The organism is Pseudomonas putida (genome assembly GCF_004357765.1).
In the GTDB taxonomy this organism is placed as follows: Bacteria; Pseudomonadota; Gammaproteobacteria; order Pseudomonadales; family Pseudomonadaceae; genus Aquipseudomonas; species Aquipseudomonas putida_U.
Window position 1 is genome coordinate 255926 of sequence record NZ_SMTE01000008.1, and the last position, 24891, is coordinate 280816.

Consider the following 24891-nt stretch of genomic DNA (forward strand, 5'->3'; position numbering starts at 1 on the left):
GTCGCTGGTTAGATCGAGCGCCGCCCACGCGGCGCATCGCGGGCGTCGCTCGATCTCACAGACGCTAAAACTCTCCCGACGAGCACCCCCGGCATCACCGCCGGGGCTCCCCATTCGCACTTACACTCAGGACGGCACCACCACCGCCTGCCCGCTCATCGCCAGGTCGACCAACTCGCGATTGGCCACCGCATACATCGCATAATCGGTGCCGGTGGCGTTGCGCAGGTCATCGAGCATGGCGCGCCAGCGCTCGACCATCACTCGATGCTGCTCGGCCCACAACGCCACCCGGGCATTGATGTCCTCTGGCGCGTCGGCCATCTGCAGCACGGATATGGTGATCGCCCGCTGCTGCAGGTCGATGTCGTCGCGGAATGCCTCGCGGGCCAGGGCCTGCCAGTTGCTTTCCACCGGCAAGTTGCTGATCTCCTGCAGGTACCAGGTCAGGTCCAGCGCGCTGCCCACGGCGAAGAACGCCTTAGCCACCTGCGCAGGCTCATGTCCCGTGACATCCGCCGCTTCGATGATTGGCAACAGCGTGTAAAGGTGGCTGGTGCCAGCGACCATGCGCGCCAGCAACTCCGGCACGCCAGCGGCGACGAAGCCCTGATAGCGCTCCATCCAGCGTTCGCGGGTCGGCCCCTCCAGCAGTTCGTCGAGCTTCAGCCCCAACTGCGCGATCTTCGGCCCGAAGTGCGCTGCATCGCGCCCGGCGTCCTGCTCGTTGCGGCGGCTGCGCAAGAACCAGCGCGTAGCCCGACGCCCCAGACGCATCAGCTCGTCCATCAGGGTCAACTGGATCTCGGCGGGTACTTGGTAATCCAATGCCTCGATCTGGCGGAACCAGTGCGGCAGGTGGAAGATATCGCGCACGATCACGTAGGCTCCAGCGACATTGGCCGGGCTCATGCCAGTGGACTCCTTCAGGCGCTGCACGAAGGTGATGCCCATGTTGTTGACCAGGTCGTTGGCGATCTGGGTGCTGACGATTTCGCGCTTCAGGCGGTGGCGGCGCATGGCCACGTCGAACTTGCTGACCAGCGACGGTGGGAAGGCGGTCTCCATGTCGCGAGTGAGGTAGTCGTCGTCCGGCACCTGCGATTTGAGCAATTGCTCCTTGAGGTCGATCTTGCTGTAGGAGATCAGCACCGACAGCTCGGCACGGGTCAGCCCCTGACCGGCCGCCAGGCGCTCGGCCAGCAGCTCTTCGCTGGGCAGGAATTCGATGGCTCGGTCGAGCTTGCCACGGCTCTCCAGGTCAGCCATCAGCCGCTTGTACTCGGCAATCCGTTCGCGGGCGCGGCGTGCAGCCAGCGACAGCGCCTGGGTCTGTTTATAGTTGTTGCCCAACACCAGTGTGGCCACTTCGTCGGTCATGCTGCCCAACAGCTGGTTACGCTGCTTTTCGGTCATGTCGCCGCCCTGCACAACCTCATTGAGCAGGATCTTGATGTTGACCTCGTGGTCGGAGCAGTCCACGCCAGCGGCGTTGTCGATGAAGTCAGTGTTGGTGGCTCCGCCGTGCAGGCAGAACTCGACGCGGCCAAGCTGGGTCATGCCCAGGTTACCGCCCTCGCCCACCACCTTGCAGCGCAACTCGTCGCCGTCCACGCGCAAGGCGTCGTTGGCCTTGTCACCGACATCGGCATGGCTTTCGCTGCTGGCCTTGACGTAGGTACCGATGCCACCGTTCCACAGCAGATCCACCGGTGCCTTGAGCAGCGCGTGGAGCAGCTCGGTCGGAGTCAAGCGGTCGGCCTCGATGGCGAAGCGTTCTTTCATCTGCGAAGTGATGACGATGCTCTTGGCGCTGCGCGGGAAGATGCCGCCGCCCTCGGACATGATGCTGGTGTCGTAGTCGCTCCAGGCCGAACGTGGCAGGTCGAACAGGCGCTGGCGTTCGGCGAAGCTGGTGGCCGGGTCCGGATTGGGGTCGATGAAGATGTGCAGGTGGTTGAAGGCTGCGACCAACTGCAGTTTGTCGGACATCAACAGACCGTTGCCGAACACGTCGCCGGCCATGTCGCCGATGCCGATCACGGTGATCGGGTCCTGCTGCACGTTGATCCCGCGCTCGCGGAAGTGGCGCTGCACGCCGACCCAGGCGCCGCGGGCGGTGATACCCATCTTCTTATGGTCATAGCCAGCCGAGCCACCGGAGGCGAAGGCATCGCCCAACCAGAAGCCGTAGTCGATGGCGATGCCGTTGGCGATGTCGGAGAAGGTCGCGGTGCCCTTGTCCGCCGCTACCACCAGGTAAGGGTCGTCGTCATCGTGCCGCACCACGTTGGCCGGTGGCACCACGCCGCCGTCCTTGAGGTTGTCGGTGATGTCGAGCAGGCCGCTGATGAAGATGCGGTAGCAGGCCACGCCCTCGGCGGCGATCTCGTCGCGGCTGCCGCCCAGCGGCAGGCGCCGCGGCAGGAAGCCGCCCTTGGCCCCCACCGGGACGATCACCGAGTTCTTCACCTGCTGGGCCTTGACCAGGCCCAACACCTCGGTCCGGTAGTCTTCCTCGCGGTCCGACCAACGCAGGCCGCCACGGGCGACATTGCCAAAGCGCAGGTGCACGCCCTCGACCCGCGGCGAATAGACGAATATCTCGAACTTGGGTACCGGCTTGGGCAGTTCGGGAATCAGCTTGGGATTGAACTTGAAACTGAAGTACGGCTTGGCCTGGCCATTGGCATCGGGCTGGTAGAAGTTGGTGCGCAAGGTGGCCTTGATCAGGTCCAGGTAGCGGCGCAGGATGCGGTCCTCGTTGAGCACCTGGACGTCGTCCAGGGCGGTGAGGATCGCCTGTTCCAGACGCTGCTGCTTGTCATCCAGGTCATCCTGGCCCAGTTTGCGCGCCAGGTAGAAGCGGGTCTTGAACAGCCGGGTCAGCTCGCGGGCGATATCGGTGTGGTTGTTCAGGGTGCTGGCGATGTAGCCCAGGTCGAAGCCCAGGCGGATCTGCTTGAGGTAACGGGCATAGGCGCGCAGCAGCGCCACATCGCGCCACGGCAGGCCGGCGGTGAGCACCAGGCGGTTGAAGGCATCGTTTTCGGCGTCGCCGTTGACGATGTGGACGAAGGCGTCCTGCAGGGTGTCGTTGAGCTGCTGGATATCCAGGTCCAGACCTTCGCTGTAGGTGAAGGCGAAGTCATGAATCCAGTATTCGCGACCACTGGCGTGGCGCAGGCGGTAAGGGAACTCGCCGAGCACGCGCAGGCCCAGGTTTTCCAGGATTGGCAGCACGTCGGACAGCGCCAGTGGGGTATCGGCGTGGTAGAGCTTGCAATGCAGCAGGCGCTCGCCCAGGCGCGTCAGCGGCTGGTAGAAGCTCATCACCAGTGGCTTGGTTTCGGACAAGGCCAGCACGTGCTGCAGGTCGACCACCGCCGAATGCGCCGGGAAACGCTCGCGGTAGCCGGCTGGGAAACCTTTGGGGAAATCGCTGAGCACGTTGGTGCCCTGGGCTTCGCCGAGGTTCTCGATGACCAGCGCGGTGTAGTCGTCCTGCCACGACCGGCATGCCTGGACCACCTCCTTCTCGAGCTGCTGCGGATCGATATCGATGCGGTTCTTCGGATCGACCCGCAGGATCAACTGCACCCGCGCCAGCACCGACTCGGAGAAGAAGGTCCAGAACTCGCAGTCGCTCGCTTTCAAGCGCTCCATCAGCACCTGCTGGATCTTCTGGCGCACTTCGGTGGAATAGATTTCCCGCGGTACGTAAGCCAGGCAGTAGCAGAAGCGACCGTACGGATCCTTGCGCAGGAACACACGAATCTTGTTGCGCTCCTGGATCTGCACGATCGACATGACCGTGCTGAACAGCTCGTCGATCGGCGTCTGGAACAGGTCGTCGCGCGGCAACACCTCGAGTACCTGGGCCAGCTCCTTGCCCAGGTGCGCCTTGGCATCGAAGCCTGAGCGACGCTCGACCTCGGCGACCTTGACACGGATATAAGGAATGGAATGCACGCTCTCGCCATACACCGACGAGGTGTACAGGCCCATGAAGCGGCACTCCTTGATGACCTTGCCAGCCGCATCGAGCTGGCGGATCGACACGTAGTCCGGATAGGCCGGACGATGCACCCGGCTGGGCAAGGCGGCCTTGGCGAAGGACAGCAGCAGCGGTTCGTTGAGGTAGGCGACCGCGTAATCTTCGATACGCAGATCCTCGGCGGTCAGGCCCACCCGCAAACGCCGCGGCAGGCCGAGGAACGAGTCCGGATCGTAGACCATCTGGCCGCCGGCGCTATCGGCCTGGACCGTGAACTCCTCGTAGCCGAGGAAGGTGAAATGGTTGTCCAGCAACCACTCGAGGAAGGCCTTGACCTCATCTTTCTCGTGCTGGGCGGGGCCGAAGGCGGTCTGCTCGACCTGCGCCACCACTTCGCGCAGCTTGGCCTTCATCGGCTCGAAGTCATCCACCGCCACCCGTACCTCGGCCAGCACCTGCTCGATCTCGCGGGCCAGCACCTGCAGTTCGGCGGCGTTGGCGCAGCGGTCGATCTCCAGGAACATCAGCGACTCATGCTGCACGCCCTCGCCCTGGGTGCCTTTGGGCAACAGTTCCAGCAGTTCGCCCTTGGCGCCCCGGCGCACGCTCAGCACGGTGGTCTGCAGGGTGTGGATGCTGTAACCGCGGCGGTTGAGCTCGGTGCGCACCGAGTCGACCAGGAATGGCAGATCGTGGTGCAACACCTCGACCACGCTGTGCGTCGACTGCCAGCCATTGCGCTCGTAGTCGGGGTTGTACACCCGTACCTGAGGTTGCGCGGGGTCGAAGCGCTCGATGATGCGCCAGGCCGACAGGGTGCAGCCGACCAGGTCGGACAGGCGCCGCTGGGTGAGTTCGTCCAGAGAGATGATGCCGAAGAACTGTTCGGCGAACAGCGCCACTTGTGGCAGTGCCTGCTCGCTGATGTGCTGCGCCAGGGCCGCTTGCAGTTGATGCTGGAAGTCGGCTTTGCTGGCTGCGGTGAAGAACGCCATCTGTGGTACTCCGCGTGGGCTTTGTTGTAATGAAGCGTCGCATGCGTGCGCCGTACACGGATCAACGATAGTCAACCCGTGGCAAGACGAACGGTGAAAACCTGGGCGTTGAACGTGCAAGCACGCTCATGGCTCGCCGAAGCTTAACGACTGGCCGGTCATCGCCGCTTGCGGTGCTGCGACAATTTCGGTCAAAGGGTGGAAACTTTACGTTTATGGATGCGCATCGGGCTGTCAGAATTCCCTTTCATTCACTCCAGTCCGAGCCCTGCCATGCACATCAAGACCGCCCTGCTGTTCGCCACCCCTTGCGACGACGAGGAAGACAACATGGCGACCCTGTGCTGCCACAGCGACAAAGGGCAGATGTTCCTGCTGACCCGCTATCCAGATGAAGACACCGTCGACCTCACCTTGGATGACGAGCCGTCGACCCTCGATGGCCTGACGGTGGCGCTGAGTGCCCAGCGCCTGAGGCTCGAGGTGGCCGCCACCGACCGCGATGCGCTCAAAGGCGACGCCTCACTGGACATCGAACTGACCTCGGCGGGCACCGACCTGGATGAAGTGGCGCTGACCTTGCGCAATATCCTCGACGGCACCGGGACCTTCATCGACCAGCGTTGAGGCTGCGACCCGGCATCTGCCCTAGCTCGGCGCCCGCTCATTCAGCCCAGTGGATTGTCATGCATCACCCTGCCCTTGGGGGCTGGGCGATGCACGTACATCCAGTCAAGACGGCTGTTGCGCATGCCGTTCAGGGCATTCCAGTGGGCCGATGTGTGCACGTAACGACCCTGCAGCAGCTGGCGCTCTGCACCGGTCAGTTGCAACTGCGAACAATCGCCCAAAGCAAAGCCCTGCACCTTGTGGCTGATACCGCGCAACTCTGCCGGCAAGCGGTGTTCAGGCTCTCCCCCCAGCGGCGCGAACGGCACCCCGCCACGCACGCCCAGTTCCCGCATGAGGCTCAGGTACACCCGCGACAGGTGTCCGAGCACCTCACGCTCACGGTGAACCGCGGCATACACCTGCTTCTGCGCCAAGAACCGCTGGACGGCGCCGCCGACAACCGGCTCTTCCCAGCTGAGCACCTGGGCCGCGGGCGCATCCAATTCGGCGAACGAGGTCTGCAGCAAACTGACAGCCTGGGCATAGGCCTCGGTCCGCTCGACCGGTGTCGACTGCGCCACCCGTTGGGAAAACGGCTTGCACAGCTGCACCTGCTCGTGCATGCGCTCCTTGTAACCACCACCGACGTTGGCATGTACACCGGGCACGACGATGTCGTTGGCACTGCGCACCAGGGGAAAATTGTGCCGTTGCTCATCCCCGGCCACCAATTGCACCACGTGCCGGGCAATGCCTGGGGCCAGCCCCAGGCGCAGAGCGCCATTGCGGGTGTCGGCAGGGTCGAAGTCCCAACTCAACGGCGCGACGATGGCCGCTACGGTGTCGAACAGGCCGATGAAATTGATCGGCCATTGCACCTCGGCCAGCCGATTGGCCAGGTGCCGCGCCGCCGCCGCGCCACGGCTGAAACCGAACAGGTCGAACGCCAGGCGTGCCGGCAAGGGGCCCGCGTGCCGCTGGTTTTCGAACCAGGCCAACACCTCGGCCACCCGCGCCTCCACGCCTGTGGAACCGCGTCCGGTGGCCTGGCCGTAGAAGGAGTCGGCAGCACCTTCGCGCGTGCCAACACCTGGCACGTAGCGTTTGATGAACAACTGGTCGCCCAGCATCCCGGTGGGATACAACGCGTGCAACAACGCCACGTTGCTGCGTGAGTTGCCATAACTACCCGCTTCGCCATCGCCCCCCAGGGCCAGGTTGCACTGATTGTTGCCGGTGCCGTCGAAGAAAATCCCCACCCGCAGGGTCACCCCAGTTGGGAAGTCGTGCTGCTCGCTCATGGTTTCGTTCCAGACAAGGAAAAGAAAACCAGCAAGCGCCAGCCCGCATCCGTTGCAAATCGGCAAACACGTAAAGCAAAGCAGGAGAATTCGCCTCGCTGAGCAGGATAAAAATGCGAGCCTGCATTGGTCGGCGCCCCCCCGGATGGATTAAAGTATCAGCCCCTGCCAGGCCGCCCGCGCTCCGCGCTCGCCCTGGCGCAATCCCAGGAACCGTCGCCGATGGAACACCGTGAAGCGCTGATCGCGCTGCGCACCTTTCTTTCCTCCCAGATCCTAGGCCAGGAGAAGCTGGTCGAGCGCCTGCTGATCGTACTGCTGGCCGACGGCCACATGCTGGTGGAGGGGGCGCCGGGTCTGGCCAAGACCAAGGCCATCAAGGAGCTTGCCGAAGGTATCGAGGCGCAGTTCCATCGCATCCAGTTCACCCCCGACCTGCTCCCGGCGGACATCACCGGCACCGAGATCTACCGCCCGGAAACCGGCAGCTTCGTGTTCCAGCAAGGGCCGATCTTCCACAACCTGGTGCTGGCCGACGAGATCAACCGCGCCCCGGCCAAGGTCCAATCGGCCCTGCTCGAGGCCATGGCCGAACGCCAGGTCAGCGTCGGACGCAGCACCTATGAGCTGTCACCACTGTTCCTGGTCATGGCCACGCAGAACCCGATCGAGCAGGAAGGCACCTACCCGCTGCCCGAAGCCCAACTCGACCGCTTCCTCATGCACGTGAAAATCGGCTTCCCGGACGCTGCCGTCGAGCGTCGTATCCTCCAGCAGGCCCGCGGCGAAGCCCTTGGCGGTGAGGTCAAGCCCGAGCGGCGGGTCAGCCAGCAGGCGATCTTCGCCGCGCGCAAGGAGATCCTCGGCCTTTACATGGCCGATGCGGTGGAGGAATACCTGGTGCAGTTGGTAATGGCCACGCGCACCCCGGCCAAGTTCGACGCCGAACTGGCCGACTGGATCGCCTACGGCGCCAGTCCGCGTGGCTCGATCGCCCTCGACCGTTGCGCGCGCGCCCATGCCTGGCTGGCTGGGCGCGATTTCGTCAGCCCCGAGGACATTCAGGCGGTGCTGTTCGACGTGCTGCGCCACCGCATCATTCTGTCGTTCGAGGCCGAGGCCGCGGGGGTCGACCAGGACCGGGTGGTCCAGCGCATCCTCGATGTCGTCGCCGTTGCGTGAGCCCATGCCCACCACGCCGCAGGCCGAACCCGGCATCCGCATCGGCCTCGCCGAGCTGATCGACATGCGCCATCGCGTGCGTGAGATCCAGCTGTTCTCCCGGCCCGGGCAGCGTAGCCCGCTGGTCGGCCTGCATCATTCCAAGCTGCGCGGGCGCGGCGTCGACTTCGACCAGGTGCGGGTGTACCAGGCCGGTGACGACGTGCGCAACATCGACTGGCGAGTCACCGCGCGGACCCAGGAGCCGCATACCAAGCTGTTCCACGAAGAGCGGGAGCGGCCAATCTTCATCCTCGTCGAACAGAGCCACCGTTTGTTCTTCGGTTCCGGGTTGATGTTCAAGTCAGTGCTCGCCGCCCAGGCTGCAGCCCTGTTCGGCTGGGCCGCCCTGGGCCACAACGACCGCATCGGCGGCCTGGTGTTCGGCGACAACGAGCACCATGAGATCAAACCCCGGCGCAGCAAACAGAGCCTGCTGCAACTGCTCAACCGCATGGCCCGGGCCAACCAGGCGTTGCACAGCGAAGCGCTGCCCCAGGCGGACAACCTCGGCCTGGCCCTGCGTCGGGCACGGGAAGTACTGCGCCCCGGCAGCCTGGCCATCGTCATCTGCGACGAGCGCTCCCTGAGCGACCAGGCCGAACAGCACCTGGCCATGCTCTCACGGCACTGCGACCTATTGCTGATGCCGGTCAGCGATCCCCTCGACCACGCCCTACCAGCTGCCGGCCTGCTGCGTTTCGCCCAGCGCGGTCGGCAACTGCAACTCGACACGCTGGACGCCAACCTGCGCCAGGCCTACCGTCAGCAGGCCGAAGCACGGGTCGAGCGCTGGGAACTGATGGCGCAGAAGCTGCGGGTCGTACTGATGCCTCTGAGCACCCAGAGCGAGATGATCGAACAATTGCGTGAATACACCAACGCGCAACGCCCAGGGAGCCAGCCGTGAATCCCCTGGACCAACTGCAGCCGCTGATCGCTCCGCCGCCGATCGGCCTGTGGCCGCCCGCACCCGGCTGGTGGCTGCTGCTGGTACTGCTGCCGCTGCTGGGCTGGGGGCTCTGGCGCCTGCGTCGTTGGCGCCCGGGCAAACGCCCGGTGGTACGCGCCGAGCAGCCCCTGGACCCGGTGCGCTTGGCCGCCCTGGCCGAACTCGCCAGCCTGCCCCGCCCCTATGACGGCGCCCCGGCCGGTGCCTGGCTGCAACAGATCAACGCCCTGCTCAAACGGCTGTGCCGCAACCATTACCCTGGCGCCAACAGCCACACCCTGAACGGCCGCCAGTGGCTGGCGTTCCTCGACAACCGCTGCCCCGCCGCCGGCCTGACCCGCTGGATGGTGCTGGTCGAAGGGGCCTACAAGCCCGAGTGCCGGCTCGACGACAAAGCCATCGCCGGGCTGGCCCAGGCGGTCGAAACCTGGATCCGCAAACATGTTTGAGTTCGCCTGGCCGTGGCTCCTGGCGCTGCTTCCGCTGCCCTGGCTGGCACGCTTGCTGCTGCCGGCCGCCGACAGCGGCGAGCCGGTGCTCAAGGTCGGCTTTCTGCACGAACTCGAAAGCCTCGCCGGACGCCGCGCCCGGCTGAACCTGCCGACGTTGCGCCAACAGTTGCCGTTCGTGCTCATCTGGGTACTGCTGCTGTTCGCCGCGGCACGCCCGCAATGGCTGGGGGAACCAGTGCCCGTCGCTGCCAGCGGCCGCGACTTGTTGGTGGCGGTGGATGTTTCGGGATCGATGGACTTCCCCGACATGCAATGGCAGGGCGAGGAGATCAGCCGCCTCGATCTGGTCAAAGCGCTGCTCGGCGACTTTCTGCAGGAGCGCGAAGGCGACCGGGTCGGGCTGATCTTGTTCGGCAGCCAGGCCTACCTGCAAGCGCCACTGACCTTCGACCGGCGAACCGTGCACACCTTCCTCGATGAGGCGCAGATCGGCATCGCCGGCAAGAACACCGCCATCGGCGACGCCATTGGCCTGGCAGTCAAGCGCCTGCGCGAGCGCCCGGCACAGAGCCGAGTGCTGGTGCTGATCACCGACGGCGCCAACAACGGCGGTCAGATTCACCCCTTGACCGCCGCTCGCCTGGCCGCCCAGGAAGACGTGCGCATCTACACCATCGGCATCGGCGCCAACCCCGAGGCCAGCGGCACGCCAGGCTTGTTGGGACTCAATCCGAGCCTGGACCTGGACGAAGCCTCGCTCAAGGAAATCGCCGAGCTGACCCACGGAGCCTATTTCCGTGCCCACGATGGCGCCGAACTGGACGCCATCGGCGACACCCTCGATCAACTCGAACCGGTGGCCCAGCAACCGACCCAGGCGCGGACCGCCCGTGAGCTCTATCCCTGGCCCCTGGCCCTGGCATTGCTGCTGAGCATGCTGTTGGTAACCGACACGCTGTGGCCGGACAACCTGCTCCAGCGTGCCCTGCGCAAACCACGCTTTCTTCAGCCTCACCCCGAATGGCGCCAGCGCCTGAAACGCCTGCGCCTGAGGAGGCGAAGATGATCGAGCTTTGGCCGCAATGGCTGCGCCCGTTATGGTTGCTGCTGGTACCCCTGCTGAGCTGGCTGCTGTTCAAGCTCTGGCACCGACGCAAACGTGCCGGGCGCTGGCAGATGATCCTGCCTCCGGCATTTCACCCGGTGTTGCTGGGCGGTGGCAGTGGCAGCAACAGCAAGCTGCCTTGGGTCGCCTTGGGCGTGGCTTGGCTGCTGGTGGTGCTGGCCCTGCTCGGCCCGAGCTGGCAGCGCCTGGAGCAATCCCACCAGCAGCCGGCCGACCCACTGGTGATCCTGCTCGAACTGACCCCGCAGATGCTTGCCGAAGACGCCTCGCCCAATCGGCTGGAACAGGCTCGGCGCAAGATTCTCGACCTGCTCGAACACCGCCGCGACAGCCAGACCGCCCTGATCGTCTACGCCGGCTCCGCGCACACCCTGGTACCGCTGTCCGATGACCTGGGCACCACGCGCAACCTGCTCGAGGCGATCGACCCGTCGATCATGCCGCAACCCGGTCGGCGCGCCGACCTGGCCGTGCAGAAGGGCCTGGCCCTGCTGGCCCAGAGCGGACTGGGCCAGGGCCGCCTGTTGCTGGTGGGCTCGGCACTTGGCGAGGATGAACGCCAGGGCATCGTCAAGGCCCTGGGCCGACAGGGGCCGAGCCTGCTGATGCTAGGCGTCGGCAGCCGCGAAGGCGCGCCGGTACGTCAGGCCAACGGCGAATACCTCAAGGACGACCAGGGCGGCATTCTCGTGCCACGCCTGGACAGCGCCGCGCTCAAGGCCTTCATCGGCAGCACCGGCGGCCGCTACCGTCACGCCCGGATCGACGACCTCGACCTGCGCGGGCTGGGCCTGTTCGACTCGCCCCACCGCCTACGCAACGACGGCCAGAACCTGCAACTCGACCGCTGGGCCGACCAGGGCTACTGGTTGCTGCTGCCTTTGTTGCTGCTGGCGGCCTGCGCCGGGCGGCGCGGCTGGTTGTTCTGCCTGCCGCTGCTGCTGGCGCTGCCGCAACCGAGCCAGGCCATGACCTTCGATGACCTCTGGCTACGCCCGGACCAGCAAGGTCAGCGTCTGCTGGAGCAACAGCGACCGGCGGACGCGGCGCAGCATTTCCGCAACCCGCTGTGGCGCGGCGTGGCACTGTATCAGGCCGGTGACTACGCGGGCGCCGCCCAGGCATTTGCCCAAAGCAACAGCGCCGCAGCACACTACAATCGGGGCAACGCCCTGGCCCGCAGTGGCGAACTGGAAGCTGCGCTGGATGCCTATGAGCAGGCGCTGGAACTGCAACCCGATTTGCAACCGGCACTGGACAACCAGGCGCTGGTCCAGCAACTTCTGCAACAACGTGAGGGCCAGGCCGAGCAGGCGCAGGCCGGCAATGACGCCCAGGGCACTCCAGGCAGCGATACCGACGGCAACAGCAGCTCGGCCGGCAATCCGACTCAGGGTGCGCCGGGTGACGACGAGCAGAGCGCAACGGCTCCCGGCGAGGGCAGCAGCACAAGCCAGGCGGCACCTGGGAGCGATCCAGGCGGTGACGATGACAGCATCATCAAGCCTCCACAGCGCCCAGCCGCGGCCAGCCTCGATGCCGAACAGCGTCAGGCCCTGGAACAATGGCTGCGGGAAATCCCCGACAATCCGGCGGAACTGCTGCGGCGCAAATTCTGGTATGAACAGCAATTGCATCAGGAAAATCCACGATGAGTCGCTTCGGCGTCTTTCTTTTCAGCTTGCTATGCAGCCTGCTGGCCCATGCCGCGCCGAGCTTGCAGGCGAGTGTCGACCGTAACCGCCTGGAAGCCGGCGAAACCTTCGAGCTGACCCTCGAAAGCCAGGACGTGACCCAGTTCGGCAAGCCTGACCTGCGTGCCCTGGAAGGCGACTTCGATGTACGTGGTACACGCCAGCTCAACAGCCTGCATACCCTCGACGGCGAAACCCGCGCCAGCACCCGTTGGATCATCACGCTGCTGCCTCGTCGCAGTGGCAGCCTGCGCATTCCCCCGTTGCAACTGGGCCAGTCACACAGCGAACCGATCGACCTGCAGGTCCTGCAAGCCGACGCCAGCCGTCCGAACAGTGCCCAGCAAGTGTTCATCGAAGCGAGCGTGGACAGCGCGCAGGTCTATGTCCAGGCCCAGGTGGTGCTGACCCTGCGTATCTACCATTCGGTGTCGCTGTATGACGACAGCAGCCTCAGCCCGTTGCAGCTGGACAGCGCCAAGGTCGAGCCGCTGGGTGAGTCGCGCACCTATGAAAAAGACATCAATGGCGTGCGCCATGGCGTGATCGAAACCCGGTACGTGGTCTACCCGCAGCAAAGCGGCACGCTTGAAATCCCACCACTGACGTTCATCGCCACCGCCGTCGACAGTGCGTCGCCAACGGCTACCGGGAACCGCAGCGGCCATCAGGTGCAGGTCAGTTCGTTACCACTGCATATCACCGTGCGGCCCATTCCCCCGGCCTGGCCAGCCAACACCCCGTGGTTGCCGGCACGCGAGCTGAGCCTGGACGAGCACTGGAATCCCGACCCTGCCAGTCAGGCCACGCAGATCGGCGATTCGCTGACCCGCAGCATCACCTTGCGCGCCGAAGGCCTGTCCAGCACTCAATTGCCACCCCTGCCCGCCACCGAGATCAACGGCCTGCGTCGCTACCCGGATCAACCGGTGCTGCGCAACGACATCAGCGAACGCGGCATGACCGCCAACCGCGAGGAACGCGAAGCGCTGGTGCCGACCCACAGCGGCGAACTGGCCCTGCCGGCGTTGGAGGTGACCTGGTGGAATACCCGCGAAGATCATCTGGAGCACAGCAGCCTGCCAGCCAGGACCCTGAGCGTGCGCGACAACCCTGCCCTGAGCGCAGAGACGCCGGTGGGCGACAACAGCAGCACCAGCCGTTTGCTCTGGCCTTGGCAATTGGCCACGCTGGTGTTCGCCCTGACGACCTTGCTGGGCTTCGCCCTGTGGTGGCGGGCACGCACCCAGCCGGCGGTGTTGCGTGCCGCGCAGAACGGGCCTAGCCCCCGCACGCTGCTCGACGACCTCAAGCGCGCGTGTCTGGCCAACGACCCCCAGGCCACCCGCCAGGCCCTCGACGCCTGGGCCCGCCAACAACCGGAGACCTTGGCCGAGATGGCAGCGCGCTTCGTGCCGTTGTCGGATGCGCTGGATGGGTTGAACGGGGCGTTGTATAGCGAGAGCGGCCAGTATTGGCAGGGTGAAGAGTTGTGGCGAGCGATCGGCACCATCCCATCGGCGGAGCAGGTCGTGGTACCTACCGGAGAAAATGGCAGCCTGCCGCCGCTTTATCCGAAGTAGAGGGGTTGGGGGTCACTTGAAGGGTGCGGTGGTGCATATATCGAGCGCCGCCACACCCCTCAAGCGAACCCTTCGCGATCCACTGCGCAACAGGTACCATATCGCCTTTGCGCAAAGCCCATCTTCCAAGACAAGCCCCTTGCTTGCCCGAATCGACACCGACAGGTCATCCATGCGTCTGTTTCACACCTCCGACTGGCACCTGGGCCAAAGCCTGCACGGCCAGGAACGCGATTTCGAACACGCCTGCTTCCTCCAATGGCTGCTCGGCCAGTTGCATCTGCGCCAGCCCGACGCGCTGCTGATCGCCGGCGACATCTTCGATACGGTCAACCCGCCGGTCAAAGCCCAGGAACGCCTCTACGACTTCATCGTTCAGGCCCACGAGCAACAGCCCAAGCTCGACATCGTGATGATCGCCGGCAACCACGATTCCGGCTCACGGATCGAATTGCCCGCCGCACTCATGCGGCGCCTGCGCACCCATGCCCTGGGTCGGGTGCACTGGCTCGACGAAGGCCAACTGGACGCCGAGCGCCTGCTGATTCCGCTCACCAACGCTCGCGGTAAAGTCGAGGCGTGGTGCCTGGCCCTGCCGTTCCTGCGCCCGGCCGAGGTCACCGGGCCGCAATTGGGCGACGATTACCTGCAAGGCATCGCCAAGGTCCATCAGCAGCTGATTGCAGCCGCACAGGACAAGCGCAAGAAGGGCCAGGCGCTGATCGCCATCAGCCACGCGCACATGGCCGGGGCCGCCGTCTCCGAAGACTCCGAACGCAGCCTGATCATCGGCAATGCCGAAGCCCTGCCGGCCAGGCTGTTCGACAAGGCCATCAGCTACGTCGCCCTGGGCCATCTGCACAAACCGCAAAAGGTCAACCGGGAGAACCGCATCCGCTACAGCGGCTCGCCGATTCCACTGTCGTTCGCCGAGATCAACTACCCGCACCAGGTCCTGGAAGTCGAGCTGGACGGTACCGAGCTGGTCAGCGTCGAGCCGCGTCCGGTGCCACGCGCCGTGGCCCTGCAACGTATCGGCCCGGCGCCGCTGGGCGAACTGCTGGCACAACTCGCCGACCTGCCGGTGGTCGACCTGCTCGAGGACCCCAACCGCCAGCCTTGGCTCGAAGTCCGGGTCCAACTGGACGAGCCGCAGCCCGACCTGCGTCAGCAGATCGAGGCCGCCCTGCACGGCAAGGCGGTGCGCCTGATTCGCATCAGCGCCGAGTACGCCGGGCGAGGTCATCATGAGGACGATGACCTGGCGTTTGTCGAGTTGTCGCAGATGACCCCGCAGGACCTGTTCAGTCGGGCCTGGGAACAGGCCTATGGCAATCCGGTCGACGACCAGGCTCTGGCCGATTTCGCCCTGTTGCTGCAGGACGTGCAACTGGAAGAGGAACAGCCTTGAAGATTCTCGCCATCCGCCTGAAGAACCTGGCATCCCTGGCCGGCCCGATCGACATCGACTTCACCGCCGAGCCACTGGCCAGCGCGGGCTTGTTCGCCATCACCGGCCCCACCGGTGCGGGCAAGAGCACCCTGCTTGACGCGCTTTGTCTGGCACTGTTCGGCAGCGTGCCGAGGCTCAACGACATCGGCCGCGAGGCCAAGGTGCCGGATGCGGACGGTGAAATCCCCACGTCCGACCCCCGCAACCTGCTGCGCCGGGGCACTGGCAGCGGCTTTGCCGAGGTCGACTTCGTCGGTATCGACGGTCGTCGTTATCGTGCCCGCTGGGAAGCCAACCGCGCCCGCGACAGGGCCAACGGCAAGCTGCAGCACAGCCGCCAGAGCTTCTATGACCTCGACAGCGATCAGGTGCTGGCCAGCGGCAAGAACGAGTACAAGCAATTGGTCGAGGCCCGCCTGGGCCTGAACTTCGAGCAGTTCACCCGTGCCGTGATGCTGGCTCAAAGCGAGTTCGGCGCCTTCCTCAAGGCCGACGACAGGGAACGCAGCGAACTGCTCGAAAAGCTCACCAATACCGCCATCTATACACGTCTCGGCCAACGCGCCTTCAGCAAGGCCCGGGAAACCGGCGAAGCGCACAACGCCCTCAAGGAACGCGCCAGCCATCTGCTGCCGATGGACGAAGCGGCACGCGTCGAACTTGACCAACGCCTCGAGCAGGCACAGCAACAATTCAAGGCCGAACAGGCCACTGAGCGCCAGTTGGAACAGCAGCGCAACTGGCTGAGCGAACAGCAACGACTGCATACCCAGCACGCCGAAGCGCTGGCGACCCTGCATGCTGGCGAACAGCATTGGCAACAACTGGCCGAACAGCGTCTGGACGTACAGCGCCTGGAACGCCTGGCGCCGCAACGCCACCAGTTCCAACGCCAGCAGACGGTGAACGCACAGCTGACGCCCCTGGCGACCCGGATCGACGAGCAGCAACGCCAGCAAACCGCGCTGCAGCATCAGACCGCCGACCTTGAACAGACGCTGGAAAACGCCCGTCAGGCACTGACCCAATGCCAGGCCAGGCAGAGCGAGAACGCGCCGCGGCTGCGCCAGGCGTTCGCCGGGCAGGACAACCTCACCCGCCTGGAGCAGGAACTGACGGCACAACGCACCGCTGTCCAGGAGACCGAACAGCAGGTCGCCCAAGGCCAGCAGCAGTTGCAGCAGTTGGAGGAGAACCAGCAGCGCAGTCAGCAACAGCTGGCGCAGATCGACGCCGCCCTGGCCGGCAGCCAGCACCTGGCAACCGTGGCCAATGCCTGGCAGGCGTATCTGCCACAACTCAAGCAGGTGATGCAGATCGGCGGCCGCCTGGCCAAGGGTCGTGAAGAGCTGCCAGGCCTGCAGGCCCAGGTCAGCCAGGCCAATGCCCTGTTGCAAGGGCAGCGCGACGAGTACGAACTGCTGTTCCGCGAGGCCAAGGCTGAACCTCAGGCCCTGGCCGAGCAGATCGATCTGCTCGGCGGCATGCTTCAGGACAACCGCAAACAGCTGCGTGCCGTCGAAGAGCTGTCACGCCTGCACGGGCGGGAAATGGAGCTGCGCCAACAGCTCGACGCCCAACAGCTGCGTCAACAGCAAGCCATGCAGCAGCGCCAGCAACTGATCGGCGAAGGCACCGCAGCCAAGGCCGAGCTGGAAGCCGCCGAGCAGGCCCTGAACCTGACCCGCCAGTTGCTCGACCGTCAGCGTCTGGCCCGCAACACCAGCGTCGAGGAACTGCGCGGCCAACTGCGCGACGGTGAACCGTGCCCGGTATGCGGCAGCGCCGAACACCCGTTCCATCAACCTGAAGCCCTGTTGCAGAGCCTCGGACGCCACGACCAGGCCGAGGAAGCGGCAGCGCAGCAGCAGGTCGAAACCATCAACGGCAAGCTGGTCGAACTGCGCACCCAACTGGGCGTGGTCAACGCCCAGCTCAAGGACAACCAGCAGCAACAGCAGCAGTTGAGCGAACACTTGCACGCCCAGGTCGAGCAGGTGCAGGCACACAGCCTCTGGCCAGCACTCGCACCGCAGGACGATCAGGCCCGCAGCCGGTGGTTGACCAGTCAGTTGCAGCGCCTCGAGGAACAGATCGGCCAGGATGAGAAACGCCAGGCCGCCCTGCTCAGCCTGCAAAAGGATGCCGCCCGCCTCGGCCAGCAGTTACAGGCCGCCGAGCAAGCCCAGCAACAGGCCATGCACCACCTCGAGCAACAGCATCAAGCGCTGGCCAATGACGAGCGGCAGTTGCAACAAGGCCTGGGCGATCTGGCCAGCGTGTTGCCAGAGGACCTGCTCAAGGCGCTGAGCGACGATCCAGCGAATGCCTTCCTCGCCCTCGATCAGCAAATCGCCCTACGCCTGCAGCAGTTGGACCAGCGCCAGGACGAACAGCACGAACAGCAGGCGCGTCAGACCCAACTGGACAAACTGCGCGACCAGCAACAGGCGCGGCTGCAGCAGCAACAGCAGTTGCAGGAAAAACTGACCGCGCTCGACCGGCAGCGCCAGCAAGCCCAAACCGAGCTGGCCGAACTGCTCGGCGAACACGCCAGCGCCGAAGCCTGGCAACGGCACGGCGACCTCGAACTGGAGCAAGCCCGCGCACGGGAGGCCGACACCGCCCAGCACCTGCAGGCGCTACGTACCCAGGGCGTGCAACTGGCCAGCGAGCTCAACGCCGCGCGGCAACAGCACCAGGCGCTGGAGCAGGAGCACCAGCAGTTGCAGGGCGAGATCGGCCAATGGCGCGCCGAGCACCCGGAACTGGACGATGCCGGCCTTGAACGCCTGCTGGCCATGGACGACGCCCAACTGACCGAATTGCGCCAACAGTTGCAAGCGGCCGAGAAAGCCGTCGAGCAAGCCCGGGTGCTGCTCCAGGAGCGCGACCAGCGCCTGCAGCAACATGCCGCGCTGATGACGGTTGACGCCTCGTCCGATGAGCTGGAACAGGCCCTGGGCGAGCTGCGCGAACGCCTCGCCGGCCATGAACAACGGTGCGCCGAACTGCGTGCGCAGCAAGCCGACGACCAACGCCGGCAGCAGGCGCACCAGGCCCTGGCCGCTGACATCGAACAGGCCAACCAGCAATGGCAGCGCTGGGCACGGCTCAGCGCCCTGATCGGCTCGGCCTCCGGCGATGTGTTCCGCAAGATCGCCCAAGGCTACAACCTCGATCTGTTGTTGCACCATGCCAACGCCCAACTGCGCCAGCTGGCTCGTCGTTACCGGCTCAAGCGCGGGGGTAGTGCCTTGGGTCTGCTGGTGCTGGATACCGAGATGGGCGACGAGCTGCGCTCGGTGCATTCGCTGTCCGGTGGTGAAACCTTCCTGGTCTCGCTGGCGCTGGCCCTGGGCCTGGCGTCGATGGCCTCCAGCACCTTGCGGATCGAATCACTGTTCATCGACGAAGGGTTCGGCAGCCTCGACCCCGAGTCGCTGCAATTGGCCATGGACGCCCTCGACGGCTTGCAGGCACAAGGTCGCAAAGTCGCGGTGATCTCCCATGTGCAGGAGATGCATGAACGGATTCCAGTGCAGATCCAGGTGCGTCGCCAGGGCAATGGCTTGAGCGATGTCGAGGTGAGCGGGTGATCCTCTACTCGTTCCGCCGTTGCCCTTGGGCCATGCGTGCGCGCCTGGCCTTGCGCTATGCCGGGTGCGAGGTGGAGATCTGCGAGGTCGCGATGAAGAACAAGCCGGCACAACTGCTGGCCCTGTCGCCCAAAGGCACGGTTCCAGTGCTCGACACTGGGGCCGAGGTGCTGGAGGAAAGCCTGGACATCATGCACTGGGCACTCGAGCGCAACGACCCGCAGGACTGGCGTCTGCGGGCCGATCCCCAGGCCAGGCAGCATGCGGATACGCTGATTGCCCGCAACGACAGCGCCTTCAAGGCGCAGGTCAACCTGTACAAGTACGCCGAACGGTATCCGGAGCATTCACGGGCGTACTACCGTGAGCAGGCCGAACCCTGGCTGGCGCAGCTGGAAGGCCTGCTGGAAGGCCGGCCCTACTTGCTGGCCGACCACCCGAGCCTGACCGATGCCGCCCTGCTCCCTCTGATGCGCCAGTTTGCCGGGGTCGAACCGCAGTGGTTCGCCGAGGCAGCTTATCCGCGACTGCGGAGCTGGCTGGAGGGATGGCTTGAGTCGGAGCTGTTCAAGGCGGTGATGGCGCGGCAACAGTGACTGCCGCCCGTTGCCCCGGGCTGTCCTGCAGCTCCGATCACTGAGTCTGCTTGCCACTCAACGCCGCGTGGAAATGCGCGCTCTGGCGCAGGTACTGGTCGGTGTAGCTGTGGGTGACAGGTGTTTTGGCGTGGCTTTCAAGTTGGGCATGCGCCGGCAGTACGACGGAGGCTGAAATGGCGGATGCGGCAATAACCGGGAAGAGATTGAAGTTCATCTGGGCTGACCTCTGCTTCAGTGGTTTGACATGGCCCATCCGGGCCTTGGATCAAACTTACGCCGCTGGGCTCAGCCACAGAAATTCATTGCACTGGTAGGAAATATCATCGCTATCGATGATCACTCGATGAACTTGAGGTCAGAAGGCGCATCCTGAGACAGGGTCTGCACCGTCTCTCCCAATCTGCCGCTACGCGGATCACGGCGAATGACGACGATCTGGTTGCTCTTCTGATTGGCCACCAGCAGGAAATTGTCGCTCGGGTCGAGGGCGAACTCGCGCGGGTGATCGCCTTCCACCGAGCGGCGCTGCAACAACGTCAGTCGACCATCCTCCGCGCTCACACCGTACACCACGATCTCGTTGGCCGTGCCGCGGTTGCTGACATAGAGAAAGCGCCCGTCGGCGGACAGGTGCAGCCCACCGGAAGCCTTGGCAGCGGCGTCCGGATGCTCGGTCAGTGGCAGCCGCTGGCGCTCCACCAGGGCATGTTCGCGGACGTCGAACATCACCACTTCGCCGCTCATTTCCAAGGTCAGGTAGGCATGGCGCCCCTTGGCATCGAACAATAGATGGCGCGGTCCACTGCCGGGTGGCAGCTCTACCGCCGGTGGGCTGGCCGGACTCAGCGGACGGTCCGGACTGGCGCCGTCGTAGCGGTAGATGAACACCTTGTCCGCCCCCAAGTCACTGGCATAGACGTGCTGACCATCCGGCGCCACCACCAGTGAATGCACGTGGGCGCCAGCCTGACGCTCGGGGTTGACGCCGCTGGGCTTGTGCCGCACCTGCTGCACCACCTCGCCGAGCTTTCCGCCCTTGGCCACCGGGAGCACCACCAGGCTACCGCCAGGGTCGGCTGCCACCGCATAGTTGGCGACGAACAGATAGCGCTGGTCCTGACTCAGGCTGGCGTGCGTGGGTTCATCGCCGCGGCTGGGCACCTGGTTGAGCGGCTTGATCTCACCTCGGTCGCTGACACTGAAACTGCTGGCATGGCCCTGCTTGGTCTCGTTGACCGCGAACAGCAGCCGCTGGTCGGCCGACAGCACCAACCACGAAGGGCTGACGCTTTTCACCACTTGCAGCGGTTTGGGGTCGATATGACCGGTCTTGCTGTCGAACCGGTAGCGATAGATTCCTTCGCTCTGGCCATCGGTATAGCTACCGACCAGCAGGGTGGCGGCATGGGCATCGATCATCAGGGTCATCAGGCTAGCGGTCAGCAGGCTCTTCCAGGTCCGGTTCATCTTCGTCCTCATCGGGTGCGCGAAACGCTTCCATACAGACTAGACGGTGTTCACCCTGGACATCGCTGATGAGCCAGTCGTTCCCTTCTAACGTGGCGGCAGCGACCTGTTCGGCAGTGAACTGCCAACGGCGAAGCTGGCGGCCATCCATGCATTCGACCGTCAGGCCGACTGCATCGCAGGTAAAGTCGAACGCATGCAGACCGTCGATCAGGAGCATGTCGCATGCCGCGAGGGCGTTGGTGAGGGTGGTCATGGGGATACCCGGTGAAAAAGAGGCGGCATTATAGCCTTGGGGCCGCTGCGCGGCCCCTTCTTTCCTCAGTGGGCGAAGATCGAGCCGCCCTGCTTGCCGACCATCTTTTCCGGTTTGATCAGGAATCGCGCCAGTGCCGGCAGCAGCCACAGCGCACCGAACATGTTCCACAGCAACATGAAGGTCAGCATCAGCCCCATGTCGGCCTGGAACTTGATCGCCGAGAAGATCCAGGTGCACACGCCGATGGCCAGGCACAGCCCAGTGAACAGGACTGCCTTGCCGGTCGAGCGCAGGGTCTGGTAGTAGGCTTCCTGTAACGGCAGACCGGCACGCAGGAAGCTCTCCAGGCGGCTGTAGATATAGATGCCGTAATCCACGCCGATGCCCACACCCAACGCGACCACGGGCAAGGTGGCCACCTTGACGCCAATCCCCATGAAGGCCATCAACGCATTGCCCAGCACCGAGGTCAGCACCAACGGCAGGACGATGCACAAGGTCGCCGCGAACGAGCGGAAGGTGATCATGCACATCGCCGCCACGCACAGATAGACCAGCACCAGAATGGTCAACTCGGCAGACTTGATCACCTCGTTGGTGGCCGCCTCGATCCCGGCATTACCGGCCGCCAGGAGGAACTGCAGACCGTCGCGGTCATGGCTGTCGGCGAATGCCCTGGCTGCCGCGGTGACCTGCTCCAGGGTCTCGGCCTTGTGATCGTTGAGGAACACCAATACCGGCGCGAGCGAGCAGTCGGCGTTGTACAAGCCGTCGGCACGGGCAATGGAGTTGTTGAGCACGTCCGGGTTGCGCGACAGCGTTTCCCATTTCAGGCTGCCCTCGTTCATGCCCTTGATCACTTGCTTGGACACTGTCACCAGGGAGATCGCCGACTGTACGCCGGGGGTGTTTTCCATGGTCCACATCAGCTCGTCGATCGGCGCCAGGGTCGAGTGGATCGAACAGCTCTCCGGCGGAGTCTTGACCATGATCACCAGCACGTCCGAGCTGGTCGAGTAGTTGCTGATGATGAAGTTGTTGTCCTGGTTGTAGCGCGAATCCGGGCGCAGCTCCGGGGCGCCCTGGTCGAGGTCGCCGATCTTCAGATGCTGGCTGTACCAGAGGCCGCCAGCGAAGGCGACCAACGCCAGGGCAACGGACACCGGCGCAACTTTCGCACTGGCGAAATTCGACAGCAGGCGCCAGAACGGATGCTCGCGGGTCGCATCCTTCTTGCTACGTTCGATAGCCTTTTTGCTGATGCCAATGTAGGAGATAGCCACCGGCAACAGAATGAGGTTGGTGAAGACGATCACTGCCACGCCGATCGAGGCACCGATGGCCAGTTCGCGAATCACCCCGATGTCGATGATCAGCAGGGTGATGAAGCCCACGGCATCGGCAAGAATCGCGATCATCCCAGGCAGGAACAACTGGCGGAACGTGCGCCGCGCCGCAGTCAGGGCGTTTTCGGCATCGCTGGACTGCAAGGCGATGCCGTTGATCTTCTGCACCCCGTGGGAAATGCCGATGGCGAAGATCAGGAACGGCACCAGCATCGAGTAGGGATCTAGGCCGAAACCCACCGCGTGCATCAGCCCCAACTGCCACACCACCGCCACCAGGGTAGTGACCAACACGGCGATGGTGCTGCGCATGCACCAGGTGAACCAATACAACAGGGCCCAGGTGATGGCCAGGGCCACTCCGAAGAACATCGCCACCATCACCAGACCGTCGATGAGGTCGCCGACCTTCTTGGCGAAGCCGACGATGTGAATCTTCACATTGGGGTTCTGCGCCTGGTACTTATCGCGAATCTTCTCCTCGAGCTGGTGGGAGAACTGCTGGTAGTCGAGCTTGACCTGCTTGCCGGGGTCCTGAGGGTCAGGGTAGCTCTCGAGCAACGGCACATCGACGATGCTGGACCTGAAGTTGTTGCCGACCAAACGCCCCACCTGGCCCGACTTGAGCACATTGTCACGCAGGGCATCGAGACTTTGCTGCGAGCCGTCGTAGGTGTTGGGGATCACCTCGCCACCGGCGAAACCGTCCTCGGTCACCTCGGTCCAGCGCACGCTGGGACTCCACAGCGATTTCAGCCCGGCACGGTCGACGCCAGGGATGTAGAACACCTCGTCATGGATCTGCCGCAGGGTTTCCATGTAGGCCTGGTCGAAGATGTCACCTTTGACCGCCTCCACCGAAATGCGCACGGTGTTGCCGAGGTTGGCCAGGTCATTGCGGTGGGCCATCATCTGTTCGATGAAGGGGTGTTCGAGCGGGATCATCTTCTCGAAGCTGGTGGACGGACGGATCTGCGTGGCCTGCCAGAACAGCAGCACGCTGACCAGCAGGCACAGCACGATCACTGCCGGGCGGTTGTTGAAGATGATCCGTTCGAGCAGGGACGCCTTGTCCCCGTGGTGCCGATGCACGGCAATGCTTTCGCGACTGGTCATGGGTTCACCTGCGCGGCGCCTTCTGCGTTGGCCAAATGGATACCGCCCTGCCCCACCAGCAACAGGCCGCCGTCGGCCAGACCCGTGGCGGCGGCCAGGGCGATGCGGTCGGCGCGGTTGTAGAGGGTGAAGTGCTGGCCATGGTCGTGGCTGCGCAGCACGCTGCCGCCGTTGCCGACCAGCACCAGTGAGCCATCGTCGAGCAGGCTGGCGCTGGCCAGACCGAACGCGAATGTGCCGCGATTGGCCTGAAGTTCGATGGGCTGCCAACTGTCGCCGAAATCGCTGGAGCGCAGCACATTGCCGCGCAGACCGTAAGCCAGCAGGGTATGAGGTTGGCCGGTCCCGATCACCCCGAACAGCGAACCTTCGTAGGGACTCTGGACCTTGGTCCAGGTCTGGCCGTTATCGGCCGAGCGGAACATGCTGCCTTGCTCGCCGACGATGAACAGGCCGCTGTCGGTAATCCGGGCGATACCGTTGAGGTGCATTTGCTCCGGATTGTCCAGGCGCTCGGCGACGTCCTGCCAGTGCTGGCCGCCATCGGTGGTTTCCAGCAATGCGCCGTAGGCGCCTACTGCAAAGCCGTGCTGGGCGTCGAGCATGCCGATATCGAGCAGTGGCGCTTCGCGGCTCAGATCTTCGAACTGCTTGCTCCAGGTCGCGCCGCCGTCGCTGCTGGCGAGGATCTGCGCGTCATGACCGACGGCCCAACCGCGTTTGTCGTCGACGAAGGTGACCGCGGTGAGCAGTTGCCGGGTCGGTACGCGGGCTTGGGTCCAGGTCTTGCCCTGGTCGTCGGAAAACAGGATATGGCCGCGATCGCCGACCACCACCAGCCGTTTGCCGGCGTGTGCGGCATCGATCAACAGACTCTGGCTGGCCTTGGCCGATTCGGTCGAGTATTCGTCGGCTGCAGCGGCCTGCGCGCTGTCGGCCCACATCCCCAGTGCCAGCGCCAGCATTGCGCTGGCCGCCAACGGCCAGGCATTACGCCAGGCCTGCGTCATCACCCGCTTCCTCATGAACATCCCCTGTTGTGCTCTTATTGGTGGGTCTGTGCTGTGAAAAGCCTGTATTAGAGGCTTGTGCGGATCGTATCGGGGAAGCTTGAAGGAT

At 64.6% G+C, this 24891-nt stretch carries 17 protein-coding genes; 10 read left to right on the top strand and 7 right to left on the bottom strand.

Annotation, left to right across the window (positions count from 1 at the left end):
• Positions 1-126: 126 nt before the first annotated feature.
• Positions 127-4992 carry an NAD-glutamate dehydrogenase gene (locus E2H86_RS14295; protein ID WP_133328817.1) on the bottom strand — a complete coding sequence of 1622 codons (4866 nt, stop codon included), beginning with the start codon at positions 4990-4992 and terminating at the stop codon, positions 127-129.
• A gap of 273 nt (positions 4993-5265) precedes the next feature.
• Between E2H86_RS14295 and E2H86_RS14300 the strand changes: the two genes are divergently transcribed.
• A complete protein-coding gene (locus E2H86_RS14300; protein ID WP_133328819.1) occupies positions 5266-5619 on the top strand; it encodes a hypothetical protein in 354 nt (117 codons plus the stop codon).
• Between the two features lie 41 nt (positions 5620-5660).
• Here the strand turns inward: E2H86_RS14300 and E2H86_RS14305 are convergent, their stop codons facing one another.
• Positions 5661-6905 carry a phospholipase effector Tle1 domain-containing protein gene (locus E2H86_RS14305; RefSeq protein WP_133328821.1) on the bottom strand — a complete coding sequence of 415 codons (1245 nt, stop codon included), beginning with the start codon at positions 6903-6905 and terminating at the stop codon, positions 5661-5663.
• Positions 6906-7127: 222 nt separating this feature from the next.
• Between E2H86_RS14305 and E2H86_RS14310 the strand changes: the two genes are divergently transcribed.
• From E2H86_RS14310 to E2H86_RS14350, 9 genes are all read left to right on the top strand, one after another.
• Positions 7128-8087: an AAA family ATPase gene (locus E2H86_RS14310; RefSeq protein ID WP_133328823.1), complete on the top strand. Its 960-nt coding sequence runs from the start codon at positions 7128-7130 to the stop codon at positions 8085-8087.
• Between the two features lie 4 nt (positions 8088-8091).
• Positions 8092-9036 (top strand): DUF58 domain-containing protein, encoded by a 945-nt coding sequence (locus E2H86_RS14315; RefSeq protein WP_133328944.1) that lies wholly within the window; start codon positions 8092-8094, stop codon positions 9034-9036.
• The gene (locus E2H86_RS14320; protein WP_133328825.1) at positions 9033-9527 is read left to right on the top strand and encodes a DUF4381 domain-containing protein; all 495 of its coding nucleotides are present in this window, start codon (positions 9033-9035) and stop codon (positions 9525-9527) included. The genes E2H86_RS14315 and E2H86_RS14320 overlap by 4 nt, the downstream gene beginning before the upstream one ends.
• Positions 9520-10596 carry a vWA domain-containing protein gene (locus E2H86_RS14325; RefSeq protein WP_133328827.1) on the top strand — a complete coding sequence of 359 codons (1077 nt, stop codon included), beginning with the start codon at positions 9520-9522 and terminating at the stop codon, positions 10594-10596. The genes E2H86_RS14320 and E2H86_RS14325 overlap by 8 nt, the downstream gene beginning before the upstream one ends.
• Entirely contained in the window at positions 10593-12311 is a 1719-nt protein-coding gene (locus E2H86_RS14330; protein ID WP_133328829.1) for a tetratricopeptide repeat protein, read from the top strand. The genes E2H86_RS14325 and E2H86_RS14330 overlap by 4 nt, the downstream gene beginning before the upstream one ends.
• Positions 12308-13933, top strand: a complete 1626-nt coding sequence (locus tag E2H86_RS14335; protein WP_133328831.1) for a BatD family protein — start codon at positions 12308-12310, stop codon at positions 13931-13933. Before E2H86_RS14330 ends, E2H86_RS14335 begins: the two co-directional genes overlap by 4 nt.
• A gap of 172 nt (positions 13934-14105) precedes the next feature.
• A complete protein-coding gene (locus tag E2H86_RS14340; RefSeq protein WP_133328833.1) occupies positions 14106-15344 on the top strand; it encodes an exonuclease SbcCD subunit D C-terminal domain-containing protein in 1239 nt (412 codons plus the stop codon).
• The gene (locus E2H86_RS14345) at positions 15341-18985 is read left to right on the top strand and encodes an AAA family ATPase (protein ID WP_133328835.1); all 3645 of its coding nucleotides are present in this window, start codon (positions 15341-15343) and stop codon (positions 18983-18985) included. The genes E2H86_RS14340 and E2H86_RS14345 overlap by 4 nt, the downstream gene beginning before the upstream one ends.
• Positions 18982-19581: a glutathione S-transferase gene (locus E2H86_RS14350; protein WP_133328837.1), complete on the top strand. Its 600-nt coding sequence runs from the start codon at positions 18982-18984 to the stop codon at positions 19579-19581. The genes E2H86_RS14345 and E2H86_RS14350 overlap by 4 nt, the downstream gene beginning before the upstream one ends.
• A gap of 37 nt (positions 19582-19618) precedes the next feature.
• Here the strand turns inward: E2H86_RS14350 and E2H86_RS14355 are convergent, their stop codons facing one another.
• The 5 genes from E2H86_RS14355 to E2H86_RS14375 all read right to left on the bottom strand — a co-directional run bounded on the left by E2H86_RS14355 (position 19619) and on the right by E2H86_RS14375 (position 24782).
• Positions 19619-19798 (bottom strand): hypothetical protein, encoded by a 180-nt coding sequence (locus E2H86_RS14355; protein WP_133328840.1) that lies wholly within the window; start codon positions 19796-19798, stop codon positions 19619-19621.
• Positions 19799-19920: 122 nt separating this feature from the next.
• Entirely contained in the window at positions 19921-21051 is a 1131-nt protein-coding gene (locus E2H86_RS14360; protein ID WP_196173373.1) for a lactonase family protein, read from the bottom strand.
• Positions 21017-21307, bottom strand: coding sequence for a DUF5629 family protein (locus E2H86_RS14365; RefSeq protein WP_133328844.1), 291 nt, complete (start codon positions 21305-21307; stop codon positions 21017-21019). The genes E2H86_RS14360 and E2H86_RS14365 overlap by 35 nt, the downstream gene beginning before the upstream one ends.
• Positions 21308-21372: 65 nt before the next feature.
• Positions 21373-23772 carry an efflux RND transporter permease subunit gene (locus E2H86_RS14370; protein ID WP_165976074.1) on the bottom strand — a complete coding sequence of 800 codons (2400 nt, stop codon included), beginning with the start codon at positions 23770-23772 and terminating at the stop codon, positions 21373-21375.
• Positions 23769-24782 (bottom strand): WD40/YVTN/BNR-like repeat-containing protein, encoded by a 1014-nt coding sequence (locus E2H86_RS14375; RefSeq protein WP_397466001.1) that lies wholly within the window; start codon positions 24780-24782, stop codon positions 23769-23771. Before E2H86_RS14375 ends, E2H86_RS14370 begins: the two co-directional genes overlap by 4 nt.
• Between the last annotated feature and the right edge of the window lie 109 nt (positions 24783-24891).